Here is a 12,666-nt window from a genome sequence, read left to right as displayed (position 1 = left end):
GTCAGTACTTCCAGCGGTACGCCGCCGCGATGCCGTCGTCGTCCAGCCCCGCCACGGACGCGATCTCGCCCTCCCGTACCGCGATCACGGCGTCGGCGAGGACCGGGCCGAGCGCGTTCCGCAGGCACTCGTCCTTGCGGAACTCGGCGACCGCCTCGGTGAGCGAGGCAGGCAGCCGGCGGACGCCCTGCGCCGCCGCCCGCTCCGCGCCGAGCCGGGCCGGATCGCCGGTGATCTCCTCGGGCAGCACGGCGGCCGAGGAGACGCCCTCCAGACCCGCCGCGATGACGGCGGCGAGGGCCAGATAGGGGTTCGCGGCCAGGTCGACCGGCTTGACCTCCAGGTTGGCGGCCTGGTCGCGCAGGCCCAGGGTGCCGGTCACCACCCGGATCGCCGCCTCGCGGGTCTCGCGGCCCCAGGCGGTGAACACCCCGGCCCACTGGGAGGGTTTGAGCCGCAGATAGCTGGCCGGGCTCGGGGCGGTGACGGCCGTGAGCGCCGGGAGACGGGACAGCAGCCCGGCCGCGAACGCCTCCGCGTCCGCCGTCATGCCGTACCGGCCCTCGCCGCCAGTGTGCAGATTGCTGCCCCCGCGCCAGGCGGACAGGTGGAGGTGGCCGCCGTTGCCGACGCCCTCGGCGAGGACGGCGGGGGAGAAGGAGACGACGAGACCGTGCCGCGCGGCGACCGCGCGGATCGTCTGCCGTACCAGCACGCTCCGGTCGGCCGCCGCCACCGGGTCCAGGGCACCCACCGAGACCTCGAACTGCCCCGCCGCGTACTCGGGATGGAGCTGGTCGACGTCCACCCCCTGGGCCGCGAACGCGGCCAGCAGATCGGCCGTGCAGTCGCTCAACTCGACCTGCCGGACGGCCCCGTAGGCCGGACCGGACAGCGCGGGCCTGAAGTCCCCCTCGGCCGCCGGGCCTTGACCCACCGACCACTCCACCTCGACGGCCGCCCTGAAGGTGATGCCGTGCCGCCGCTCCGCGTCCGCGACGACCCGGCGCAGCAGCGTGCGGGTGCAGCCGGGATGCCGCTCGCCCTCCTGGGTGATCCGGTCCACCGGCGCCCATGCCCAGCCCGGCTGCCCCGCGAGCACCACCAGGTGGTCCAGGTCGGGGTAGAGACGCAGGTCGCCGTCGGGGGAGCCCAGGACGTCGGTCGTCACGACGGAATCGTTCGCGAGGAACGTGTCGAACACCGGGGACATGCCGACACCCCAGGCCGCCGCCGCGGCGAGCTTCGCCGTGGGGATCGTCTTCACCCGGCCGACGCCCGCGGTGTCCACGTAGCTCAGGACCACCCCGTGCACGCCTCTCCCGGACAGCTCGCCGCTCAGCGCGGTGGCGCGGTCGACGTCACCGGGACGTCCGCCGGGTACGGGGTCGGCAAGGGTGGTCATACGTCCTCCACGACGGGCTCGGCCGGTAGGGGTCCCGCGTCAGGGTTTCACGGCCACCGCGCCGAACTGCGGTACCAAGACAGGTGAGTTCACGTCGGCCCGCCACTGCGAGCACGACACCAGGCCCGGGTCGAGGAAGTCGAGACCCTCGAAGAACGCGGCGATGTCCGTGCCGCTGCGGGCCGTGATCGGCGGCGTGGCGTTCTCGTTCCAGAACTCCATCGCCGGGATCTGGCCCGCGCCGCCGAGCTCGTCGTCGAAGGTGGGGTGGGTCAGCACCAGGTAGCTGCCGGACGGGACCGCGGCCAGCACCTGGCGGACGATGTCCCGGGCCTTGTCGTAGTCGAGGACGAAGTTGAGGATGCCCAGCATCATCACGGCGACCGGACGGCTGAGGTCCAGGGTCCGCCCGGCCCGTTCGAGGATCGCGGCCGGGTCGTGGACGTCGGCGTCGATGTAGTCGGTGACGCCCTCGCGGGTGCTGGTCAGCAGGGTGCGGGCGTGGGCGAGGACGATGGGGTCGTTGTCGACGTAGACGATCCGCGCGTCCGGCGCGACGCGCTGGGCGATCTCGTGGGTGTTGTCGACGGTGGGCAGACCGGTGCCGATGTCCAGGAACTGCCGAACCCCTCGGTCGGCGGTCAGGTGGCGCACCGCGCGGCCGAGGAACTCGCGGTCGGCGCGGGCGATGTCCCGGATGATCGGGAACATCGTGGCGACGTGCTCGCCGACCTGCTGGTCGACCTCGTAGTTGTCCTTGCCGCCGATCCAGTAGTTCCACACGCGCGCGTTGTGCGCGACGCCGGTGTTGAGCCTCGACGACCCGCCGGAGGGGGTGTCACTCACCTCGTCCGTCCTCTCCTCGCCCCTGCGATCGAGGTACCGCCGACCGCAGGGGCCATTGTGCCGCCGGATGATCACGATGTCCCGGGAATCGGCACAGGCGCTCGCTCCTGCCGACCGGGTGGGCGGCGCGGCGACGGGCATGCCGGACAGCGCGATCCCGGCCGGCCGCCACGACCGCGCCGCCGCCCGGCGAGAGCGAACGGCCCCGAAGGCTACCGGCGAGTACCCCGGCGCCCGGGGCGCTCGCCCCCTCGGGTAGGGTCCCCTGCGATTCGGGCCGGAGCGGGTGTCGGAGGGGGCGTCAGCGCCATGGGTATCCACGTCGTCGACGAGACGGAGCCGGTGCCGGACGGCACACCGCTGGCGGACCTCGACCCCGAGCCGCTGCTCACCCGGGACTACGAGACCCGTCCCGCGCTCGTCTACGAGCGGCTGCGCGAGCGGCACGGACCGGTGGCGCCGGTCGACCTGCTGGGCGTGCCCGCCTGGCTCGTCCTCGGCTACCGCGAGTCGCTCCAGGTGCTGCAGGACGACACCGGCTGGCCGAAGGGCCTGGAGAACTGGCGGGCCCGGTCGGAGGGCCGGGTCCCCGCGGACTGGCCGCTCGGCCCCTCCCTGGAGGTCAACCACGTCCTGATCCAGGGCGGCGACGGCTACCGCCCGCTGCGCGCGGCCTGGGACGCCGCCCTGCGCCCCTTCCAGGACCCCCGCAATCCGCAGGCCAAGCGGCTGAGGAACGCCGTCACGGGCTGCGCCGACGAGCTCATCACCCTGCTCGCACAGGGCGGCCGGGCCGGCCTCGCCGACCTGTCGGCCCAGTTCTCCCGGCCGCTGCCGCTGATGGCGGCCAGTCATCTCCTCGGTTTTCCCGGCTCCCAGGGCGACGACGCCCTCATGGACATGTGGCGGGTCCTGGACGCCGGACCGGACGCCGAACCCGCCCTGGCCCGGCTGCTGGTGACGCTCCGTGAACTCGCCGCCGCCAAGGTCGAGAGACCGGGCGACGACTTCCCCTCCCACCTGGTCGCCGCCCACCCCGACCTCACGGTCGACGAACTGGCCAGGGAGCTGTTCATGCTGCTCGGCATGACCTCCGATCACGTCGGCATCCTCATCTCCAACACCGTCGTCGAGGTGATCTGCGGGGACAGCGAGGGCGGCGTGCGCACCACGCTGTCCGCCGGGATGGTCCGGGAGACCATGAACCGGGTCGCCATGCGCAAGCCGCCGCTGGTCAACTTCGTGCCGAGATTCGCTGCCGCGGACACCCCGCTCGGCAACTACACCGTCCGGGCCGGTGACCCGGTGTGGGTGTCCGCCGCCGCGGCACACGCCGACCCCCTCTTCGCCGGACAGCTGACCCCGGGCTCCGCCACCATCAGCAGCCGGGCCCATCTGTCGTGGGGCGCGGGGCCGCGGCAGTGCCCGGCGCGGGAACTGGCCTCGACGATCGCCGCCGTGGGCGTGGGCCGGCTCTTCGAGCGGTTCGGGCACCTGGAGCTCGCCCTTCCCGTCGACCAACTGCCGTGGCGTTCCTCGCCATTCATGCGGGGACTGCGGTCGCTGCCGGTGCGGTACGAGCTGAGCGGACCGGACGTACCGGCCGCGCCGGAGCCCGACGCCGCCCTGCCGGACGTGCCGGACGTGCCGGACGTGCCGGACGTGCCGGATGACCCGAGCCGCGCGGTCACACGGCGGTCCTCCCTGTGGCGCTATCTGACCGGGCTCATCCGCTCCGGAGGCTGACGGACCGTCAATCCATTTTTCGCGCATGGTCGTTGAGGGGGCACCCCGGACCGCCTCCGCGAGCAGCGGCCGTCCGGCCATGACCGCCGCGACCGTCGTGCCCGGCTCTCGTCGGTTCGGCCGATGCCGGGATGCGCCCGGTCGCGGAGATCATGTTCTCGGACTCTTTGGCCTGCCGTTGGGACTACCTCGCCCACGAGATACCCAGAGTGCGTTACATGACGGGCGGTCAGGTCACCGTGCCCCTCGTCGTTCGCACCGCCAACGGCGGCGGGCTCGGCTTCGGCGCCCAGCACTCGCAGGCCCCGGGAACTGGGCGCTGACTGTCCCGGGACCGAAGATCGCCGCGCCGCCGTCCACCTCGTCACCCTCAGGCTCGCCGGCTGCACCGAGACCGTGCACGCCCTGCGGCCCGGGCTGCACGAAGCGCGATCGTGCTGTCCGGAGGGCAGGCCAAGGAGCGGCCGGCCGTGAACGCGGTGGGGCTCGCCGTGGACGGGGGCCGGCTGCTGGGCTGACCCGGTTCCGCTCTGGATTCGCCCTGGTGGGGAACCCGTCCGGCAGGCCCTACGGGCCGTGTCCCGACCTCGCAGGAGAGGGGAGCGCCGCATGACCGCCACGACCGAACCCGCCGCCGTCGCCCGGCTCACCGAGGAGCTGACGTCCGGGCTGAAGCCCGGTGACCTGGAGGACTTCTACCGCGACCTGCACCGCCACCCCGAGCTGTCCTTCCAGGAGCACCGCACCGCCGCCCGCCTCGCCGCGCGGCTGCGCTCGGCCGGGTTCGAGGTGACCGAGGGCGTCGGCCGCACCGGCGTGGTCGGGGTGCTGGTCAACGGGGACGGGCCCGTGGTGTGGCTGCGCGGCGACATGGACGCGCTGCCGGTACGGGAGGCGACCGGGCTGCCGTACGCCTCGACCGTCGACGGCGTGATGCACGCGTGCGGGCACGACTGCCACGTCACCTGGCTCGCGGGCGCCGCCGAGGCGCTCGCCGCCGGGCGTACCACCTGGTCGGGGACCCTGGTGGCGGTCGGGCAGCCCGCCGAGGAGACCGGCGGCGGTGCGGGCGTGATGGCCGCCGAAGGGGTGCACGAGCGCTTCCCGTACCCGGACGTGGTCCTCGGCCAGCACGTCGTGCCCGGACGCAGCGGCTGCTGCTCCCACACCCCCGGCCTGATCATGTCCGCGTCCGACGGCGTCGAGGTCGTCGTGCCCGGCGTCGGCGGCCACGGCTCGCGCCCCGAGTCCACCGTCGACCCCGTCGTCACCGCCGCGCACATCGTCACCCGGCTCCAGACCGTGGTCTCCCGGGAGGTCGCCGCGAAGGACTCCGCGGTGCTGACGGTGGGGCAGTTCCACGCCGGTACGAAGAGCAACATCATCCCCGCCGAGGCGCGGCTGTCGCTGAACCTGCGCAGCCAGGACGACCGGGTGCGGGAGCGCATCCTCACCGCGGTGCGGCGCATCGTCGAGGGCGAGTGCCTGGCGGCGGGCTGTCCGGTGGCGCCCGAGATCACGGTGGTCCCCGGCTACCCGAACACCGTCAACGACGCCGCCCTCGACCGGGAGATCGCGGCCGTGCACCGTGAACTCTTCGGCGCCGAGGCGGTGTTCGACTTCGGACCGGAGATGGGCAGCTAGGACTTCTCGCTGCTCGCGCCGACGGGAGTGCCGTACGACTACTGGTACGTCACCTCGACACCGCCCGCCGTGTGGGAGACGGTGCCGGGCGAGACGGACGAGGAGCGGTTCGGGAACGTGCCCGACAACCACAGCCCGTTCTTCGCCCCGGACCTGTCGGTGCTGGCGCCCGGCGTGCGGGCGCTGGCATCGGCGGCGCTGAGCCGCCTCGCGGTCACGGCCTGACGCGGGCCGCCGTCAAGGCTTGACGCCGACCGCGCCGTAGAGCGACACCGGCCCGGGGCCCAGGTCGGACTCGCCCTCCGCGAGCTCGGGGCGCCAGTCCCGCACGGACACGATCCCGGGCTCGACGAGGTCGAGTCCCCGGAAGAAGCGGCCCACTTGGGCCTGGTCGCGGGCGACGAGGGTGACGCCCGACGCCTTGTAGGCGGCGATGCCCTCGTGCACCTGTTCCGGTTCGAAGTCGGCCGTCATGCACGACAGCACCAGACAACTGCCCGGCGCCAGCGCACCGACCAGGGTGTCGACGATGTCGTAGGCGCCGTCCTCGTCCGCGATGAAGTGCATCAGGGCGATCAGCGAGAGAGCGACGGGACGCTCGAAGTCGATGATCTTCCCGGCCTGTTCGATGATCTGCTGCGGGTCACGGGCGTCGGCCTGGACGTACTCCGTCACGCCGTCGTCGGTGCCGCGCAGCAGGGCGCCGGCGTGGGCGAGGACGATCGGGTCGTTGTCGACGTAGACGACCCGGGCGTCCGGGGCCACCCGCTGGGCGATCTGATGCAGATTGGGCTCGGTGGGGATGCCGGTGCCGATGTCGAGGAACTGGCGGATGCCCGACGAGCCGACGAGCCGCCGCGTTGCCCGGTGCATGAACCAGCGGTTGGCCCGCGCGGCCCGCGGCGCGTCCCCGTTCAACGAGGCGATCCGGCGGCCCAGTTCCTCGTCGACCGGGTAGTTGTCCTTGCCGCCGAGATACCAGTCGTAGACCCGGGCCGGGTGCGGCTTGGTGGTGTCGATCCGAAAGGCGGCCGGCTCGGTCCCGGACACGTGTGACTCCTCTGCTCGCTCGGCAGGACTGCGAGCAGTGTTTCACGATCATCCGCGCGGGACGGAGTCGGTCCTCGGCCACCTCATTCGCGCCAATGCGGCCCGGCCGCACGGAGGTTACGGCTTGAGCGGGTCGTGTCCGAGGGTCATCAGCTGATGCCGCCGCCGGGTCTCCTCCGGCTCGGGTTCGTTCTCGACGTCCGCCTGCGCGGTGACGGCGTCCACCACCTCGTACATCACCTGGATGTCGTCGTCGGTGAGGTCCGTGCGCCGCTTCTGCAGGATCGCGAGGACGTGCTGCCCGGTGGGGGTGCCGGCGTGCTCCGGCACGGGTTCCGTCTCCTCGTCGGCGTCGCTGACGCGCAGCCAGGCGGCCAGCTCCTGCGAGGTCATGTTGACGACACGGTGGAAGTCCTCCCACAGCGCGTCGAGTTCGAGGGCGTCGGTCATGGCGTGCCCCTTTCTCCGTGCGCACCTTCGTCCTGCGCACTCGGTTCTTGCGCACTCGCCTCATGCGCGCTCGCCTGTCGCGTACGCGGTCAGTCCCGGGGCCAGTTCTCGGCCTCGAACATCCAGCGCTGCTTCTCCAGTTCGGCGGTGATGCCGATCAGCAGGTCCTGGGTGACCGGGTCGGGCTTGTCGGTGGCGTCGATGCGGTCGCGCAGCCGGCCGATCGCGGACTCCAGCGTCTCGACCATCAGCCGGACCACCTCGTCGTCGCGCAGCCAGCCCTCCTTCGTGCCGGGCAGGGCGTAGGCGGCGGCGACCGTCTCGGGGCGGCCGTCGGGCGGCAGGCCGAGCGCGGCGGCACGCTCCGCCACCGTGTCGGAGTACGCGCGGGCGGTCGAGACCACCTCGTCCAGTTGCAGGTGGATTGACCGGAACCGCGGGCCGACGATGTTCCAGTGCGCCTGCTTGCCGACGAGCGAGATCCCCAGCAGATCCACGAGGGTGCTCTGCAGCGCCTCCCCGGCCACCTCACGGGCCGCGTCGGGCAGGGTGCTCTTCACCACGGTCATACGGTGCTCCTCCTTCTGGCATGGTCCGTGCCGGTACGGAGCAGCGCGGCACGCTCCTGTTCGCAGGTGCCGCCCCAGACACCCGAGGTCTGTCCGCTGCGGAGCGCCCAGTCCAGACATTCGGAGGCCACCGGGCAGCGGGCACAGACGCGTTTGGCCGCCGCGATCTCCCGCAGCGCGGGCCCTTGGGTGCCCACGGGAAAGAACAGCTCGGGGTCCTCTCCCACGCAGGCGGCATGCCGCATCCACTCCATGCGGGCGCGGGTGCCCAGGGCGAACCGGTGCAAACGCCGCGACGATCAGCCGTGGAACACGCCCTCCAGGAAGCGCGTGAGGTCCGCGAAGACCTCCGCCCGGTTGGTCTCGTTGAACACCTCGTGCCGGGCGCCCGGGTAGATCCGTTCGGTCAGGGCGCCCCCGTCGAGCCGCTCCACCCCGGCACGACTGCCCGGCAGCGGCACCAGCCGGTCGTCGTCGCCGTGCAGCCACAGCAGCGGGAGCCGGCCGACGTCGCCGCCCTTCGCCACGGTCTCCAGCGTCCGTTCGAACGCCTCCACCGTCGGCCGCTTCATCGGCCCGTGCCACACCAGCGGGTCCGCCGCGTACGCCGCCCCGACCGCCGGGTCGCGGGAGAGCGAGTCCGGGCTGATGGGCGTGTCCGGGATCTCGTCGAGGGCGAGCAGCCGCCGGGGCAGGTACCAGTCCCCGATGACCGGCCCGGACAGCACCAGCGCGGTGAGCTCGGCGCCGTACCGCTGCGCGAAGCGGGCCGCGATCAGACCGCCCATCGAGTGCCCGACCATGACCAGCGGGGTGCCCGGGTGGGCGGCGCGGGCCAGGTCGGCCACCGCGTGCACATCGGTGACCACGTCCTCGAAGTCCCCGACCAGCACCCGCTCGCCCGCCGACTTCCCGTGGCCCCGGTGATCGGGGCCGAACACGGCCGCGCCGTGCGCCACGAGCACGCCGGCGAGCTCCTCGTACCGGCCGATGTGCTCTCCGTAGCCGTGCACCACCAGGGCGAGGTACCGGGGCCGCTCGTTCGGCCACTCCCGTACGACGACTCCCGGGAGGGCGTGCTCGCGGGCCTCGGTCATGTCTCCTCCAGCTGCGTCGGTGAAGGTCCGGGGAGATCTTCCCAGGTGGCGGTCGGGCGGTCTATAGTCCAAAACTAGCAGTGCTAATTAATTGTTCCGTGCCCAGCCGAAGATCCCGCTGAGCGACGCCGGTCAGTCAGGAGTCCTGTCGTGCGCCCCGTCCACTTCGCGGCCGCCCGCCGCACCCCCCTCGGCAAACTGCGCGGAGCCCTGTCCGCGGTACGCCCCGACGACCTCGCCGCGACCGTCATCCGCGGCCTCGTCGCCGACGTGCCCGCGCTCGACCCGGCACGCATCGACGACGTCTACTGGGGCGCCGCCAACCAGGCCGGCGAGGACAACCGCAACGTCGCCCGCATGGCCGTGCTCCTCGCCGGCCTGCCCGAGTCCGTGCCCGGCGCCACCGTCAACCGGCTGTGCGCCTCCGGCCTCGAAGCCGTCACGACCGCCGCCCGCGCCATCGCCGCGGGCGAGGCCGACATCGTGCTCGCGGGCGGCTCCGAGTCGATGAGCCGCGCCCCCTTCGTGCTGCCCCGCCCCGACGAGGCCCTCCCGCACCGCATCGAGACCGTCGACACGCGCCTCGGCTGGCGCCTGGTCAACCCGGCGATGAAGGAACTCCACGGCCTGCTCTCGATGGGCGAGACCGCGGAGGAGGTCGCCGCCCGCCACGGCGTCTCCCGCGACCGGCAGGACGAGTTCGCCCTTCGCAGTCACCGACTCGCCGCCCAGGCCCGCAAGGACGGCCACTTCGACGACGAACTCCTGCCCGTGGCACGTCCGGACGGCGTCGTCGTCGACGCCGACGAATGCATCCGCGAGGACACCTCGGTGGAGAAACTCGCCCGCCTCAAACCGGTGTTCCGGAAGGACGGCACCGTCACCGCGGGCAACGCCTCGCCGATGAACGACGGCGCGGCGGGGCTGCTGCTGGTGAGCGAAGAGGCCCTGAACGACCTGGGGTTGGAGTCGCTCGGCCGCTATGTCGCCGGCGCCTCCGCGGGCGTCCACCCCGACGTCATGGGCATCGGCCCCGTCCCCGCCACGCGCAAGGTGCTGGCCCGCGCCGGCTGGAGCGTCGGCGACCTCCAGGAGGCCGAGTTCAACGAGGCGTTCGCGGCGCAGGCGTTGGCGTGCGTGGACCAGCTGGGCATCGACCCCGAACTGGTCAACCCGAGCGGCGGCGCCATCGCCCTCGGCCATCCGCTGGGCTGCTCGGGCGCCCGCATCCTGACGACCCTGCTGCACCGGATGCGCCGCACGGGAGCGGAGCGCGGGCTGGCCACCATGTGCGTGGGGGTGGGGCAGGGCAGCGCGGTACTGGTGGAACGGCATTAGGGCCTGTGGTGAAGGTCGCGTCGTCCGCTCGAAGGGCGGGGCAGGCGGGACCTTCGCCACCGGCCCTGGCGACGGCCGGGACCTCCCGGCCCGCCGAACGGACGCCAAAAGGAAACGGAACGGAGCAACACACCATGGCCACCCTGTCCCTCGCCGCCGTCCTCGCCGAGAACGCCCGGCGCCGCCCCGACCGCACCGCCCTCGTCGAGGGCGACCTGCGGCTGAGCTTCGCCGACGTGTGGCGGCGGGCCCGCGCCCAGGCCGGAGCCCTCGTCGAGCTGGGGGTCCGGCCGGGGGACCGGGTCGCGCTGATGGCGCCGAACACGGCCGAGTTCCCGGTGGCCTACTACGCGATCGCGGCGGCCGGCGCGGTCGTCGTCCCCGTCCACCTGCTGCTGTCGGCGTCCGAGGTCGAGCACGTCCTCAGGGACAGCGGGGCCACCCTGCTGCTGTGCCACCCGGCCCAGGCGGCGACCGGCACGCCTGCCGCGCAGGGCGTGGGTGTCCGGGTCCTCACCCTGGGCAGCGAGTTCGAGCAGCTCGCGGCGGCCGCCGAACCGCTGCCGTCGTACGTCACCCGCGATGCCGACGACCCGGCCGTGGTCTTCTACACCAGCGGCACGACCGGCGTCCCGAAGGGCGCCGTCCTCAGCCATTTCAACCTGGTGATGAACGCCACCGTCAACGCCTTCGACGCCAACGACATCCGCCCCGACGACATCGCCCTCGGCGCCCTCCCGCTGTTCCACGCCTTCGGGCAGACGGTGTCCCTCAACTCCACCTGGCGGGCGGGCGCCACCCTCGTCCTGCTGCCCCGCTTCGACGCGGCCCGCGCGATCGAGCTCATGGTGAAGGAGCGGGTCAACACCTTCCACGGGGTGCCGACGATGTTCGTCGCCCTCACGGCCGCCGCGGCCGACGCCGACGCCCTGCCCGGCCTGCGGGTCTGCATCTCTGGCGGCGCCTCGCTGCCGACGGCCGTCCTGGAGCGGTTCGAGACCGCCTTCGGCGCGCGGATCTACGAGGGGTACGGACTGTCGGAGACCTCGCCGACCGCGACCGTGAACCAGCCGGTGTTCGGCACCCGCCCCGGCACCATCGGGCACCCGCTGTGGGGTGTCGAGGTCGAGATCGCCCGCGCCGAGATCGAGGGCCGCGTCGAACTCCTGCCGCCGGACGAACTCGGCGAGGTCGTCATCCGCGGCCACAACGTGTTCACCGGCTACCTCGGCCGCCCCGAGGCCACCGCCGAGGCCCTCGTCGACGGCTGGTTCCGCACCGGCGACCTCGGCACCAAGGACGCCGACGGGTTCCTGCGGATCGTCGACCGCAAGAAGGACGTCATCATCCGCGGCGGCTACAACGTCTACCCGAGGGAGGTCGAGGAGGTGCTGATGCGCCACCCCGGCGTCGCCCAGGTCGCGGTGATCGGCCTGCCCGACGAACTGCACGGCGAGGAGGTGTGCGCGGTCGTCGTCCCGGCGCCGGACGCGACCCCGGACGCCGCCGGCATCACCGAGTGGTCCAAGGAGCACCTCGGCCGGCACAAGTACCCGCGGCGCGTGGAGTTCACGCAGGAGCTGCCGCTGGGGCCGAGCATGAAGGTCCTCAAGCGGGAGCTCAGGTCGGCGTACGCGACGGACCGGCCGTGAGGGACCCCCGGCGTGGTACCGCCCGGGAAGGCCCGATCGGCGAGACGCTCCTTACAGCGACCGGATAGCTGCGCATAGCATCGGTCTCCGCATGAACACGATGACGCTCTGGCACCTCTCCGGCTCGGAGTTCGCCGCACTCGCCTTCGCGGCGCTGCTCGTCGGCTTCTCCAAGACCGCCGTGAGCGGGGCCAACACGGTCAGTCTCGCCATCTTCGCCGCGGTCCTGCCCGCCCGCGCCTCCACCGGTGTGCTGCTGCCCATCCTGATCGCCGGGGACGTGCTCGCCGTCCTCACCTACCGGCGGCACGCCCACTGGCCCACCCTGTGGCGGCTGTTCCCGGCGGTCGCGGCCGGCGTGGTGTTCGGCACGCTGTTCCTGATGTGGGCCGACGACGCGATCGTACGGACGTCGATCGGCGCGATCCTGCTGCTGATGGCGGCCGTGACGATCTGGCGCCGCCGCACCGTCGACGCCGGCGACGACCCGGACGCGGTCACCACCAGGGCAGGCCGCGTCAAGGCCCGCTCCTACGGCGTCCTCGGCGGCTTCACCACCATGGTCGCCAACGCGGGCGGCCCGGTGATGTCGATGTACCTGCTGTCGGCCGGCTTCCGCAAGCTCGGCTTCCTCGGCACGTCCGCCTTCTTCTTCCTGATCGTCAACACGTCCAAGGTGCCCTTCAGCGTGGGACTCGGACTGATCGACGGCCACTCGCTGCTCCTCGACGCCGCGCTCGTGGCGTTCGTGGTGCCCGGCGCGTTGCTCGGCAAATGGGCTGTGAACAGGATCAACCAGCGACTCTTCGAACAACTCGTGATCGCGGCGACGATCGTCGGCGGCCTGCAACTGCTCCTGCGCTGACGGC

Annotated in this window: 11 protein-coding genes and 1 pseudogene; 5 read left to right on the top strand and 7 right to left on the bottom strand. The window is 72.7% G+C overall.

Annotation, left to right across the window (positions count from 1 at the left end; translation table 11 throughout):
* Position 1: 1 nt before the first annotated feature.
* Together DI272_RS07550 and DI272_RS07545 are read right to left on the bottom strand one after the other, a co-directional pair.
* Positions 2–1,405: a glutamine synthetase family protein gene (locus tag DI272_RS07550; RefSeq protein ID WP_109494588.1), complete on the bottom strand. Its 1,404-nt coding sequence runs from the start codon at positions 1,403–1,405 to the stop codon at positions 2–4.
* 39 nt (positions 1,406–1,444) lie between these two features.
* Positions 1,445–2,251, bottom strand: coding sequence for an SAM-dependent methyltransferase (locus DI272_RS07545; protein WP_258314484.1), 807 nt, complete (start codon positions 2,249–2,251; stop codon positions 1,445–1,447).
* 309 nt (positions 2,252–2,560) lie between these two features.
* Between DI272_RS07545 and DI272_RS07540 the strand changes: the two genes are divergently transcribed.
* Together DI272_RS07540 and DI272_RS07530 are read left to right on the top strand one after the other, a co-directional pair.
* Positions 2,561–3,997, top strand: coding sequence for a cytochrome P450 (locus DI272_RS07540; RefSeq protein ID WP_109494586.1), 1,437 nt, complete (start codon positions 2,561–2,563; stop codon positions 3,995–3,997).
* 609 nt (positions 3,998–4,606) lie between these two features.
* Positions 4,607–5,866 (top strand): annotated as a pseudogene (locus DI272_RS07530) (amidohydrolase).
* 12 nt (positions 5,867–5,878) lie between these two features.
* Here the strand turns inward: DI272_RS07530 and DI272_RS07525 are convergent.
* The 5 genes from DI272_RS07525 to DI272_RS07505 form a co-directional block, all read right to left on the bottom strand.
* The gene (locus DI272_RS07525; protein ID WP_109494585.1) at positions 5,879–6,691 is read right to left on the bottom strand and encodes an SAM-dependent methyltransferase; all 813 of its coding nucleotides are present in this window, start codon (positions 6,689–6,691) and stop codon (positions 5,879–5,881) included.
* A 117-nt stretch (positions 6,692–6,808) separates the two neighbouring features.
* Positions 6,809–7,141, bottom strand: a complete 333-nt coding sequence (locus tag DI272_RS07520; protein ID WP_109494584.1) for a DUF3140 domain-containing protein — start codon at positions 7,139–7,141, stop codon at positions 6,809–6,811.
* A gap of 89 nt (positions 7,142–7,230) precedes the next feature.
* Positions 7,231–7,710: a Dps family protein gene (locus DI272_RS07515; RefSeq protein WP_109494583.1), complete on the bottom strand. Its 480-nt coding sequence runs from the start codon at positions 7,708–7,710 to the stop codon at positions 7,231–7,233.
* Positions 7,707–7,997: a WhiB family transcriptional regulator gene (locus DI272_RS07510; protein ID WP_375138032.1), complete on the bottom strand. Its 291-nt coding sequence runs from the start codon at positions 7,995–7,997 to the stop codon at positions 7,707–7,709. Before DI272_RS07510 ends, DI272_RS07515 begins: the two co-directional genes overlap by 4 nt.
* A 12-nt stretch (positions 7,998–8,009) precedes the next feature.
* Positions 8,010–8,807, bottom strand: a complete 798-nt coding sequence (locus DI272_RS07505) for an alpha/beta hydrolase (protein WP_109494582.1) — start codon at positions 8,805–8,807, stop codon at positions 8,010–8,012.
* Between the two features lie 150 nt (positions 8,808–8,957).
* On the opposite strand from DI272_RS07505, the gene DI272_RS07500 reads away from it, so the two are divergent.
* The 3 genes from DI272_RS07500 (at position 8,958) to DI272_RS07490 (ending at position 12,662) form a co-directional block, all read left to right on the top strand.
* Positions 8,958–10,145 (top strand): thiolase family protein, encoded by a 1,188-nt coding sequence (locus DI272_RS07500; RefSeq protein ID WP_109494581.1) that lies wholly within the window; start codon positions 8,958–8,960, stop codon positions 10,143–10,145.
* A 134-nt stretch (positions 10,146–10,279) separates the two neighbouring features.
* Positions 10,280–11,797, top strand: coding sequence for a long-chain fatty acid--CoA ligase (locus DI272_RS07495; protein WP_109494580.1), 1,518 nt, complete (start codon positions 10,280–10,282; stop codon positions 11,795–11,797).
* Between the two features lie 91 nt (positions 11,798–11,888).
* Entirely contained in the window at positions 11,889–12,662 is a 774-nt protein-coding gene (locus DI272_RS07490) for a sulfite exporter TauE/SafE family protein (protein ID WP_109494579.1), read from the top strand.
* The last annotated feature ends 4 nt before the right edge of the window (positions 12,663–12,666 follow it).

It is taken from the genome of Streptomyces sp. Act143 (assembly GCF_003143935.1).
In the GTDB taxonomy this organism is placed as follows: domain Bacteria; phylum Actinomycetota; class Actinomycetes; order Streptomycetales; family Streptomycetaceae; genus Streptomyces.
This window is presented reverse-complemented; position numbering and strand designations above follow the sequence as displayed.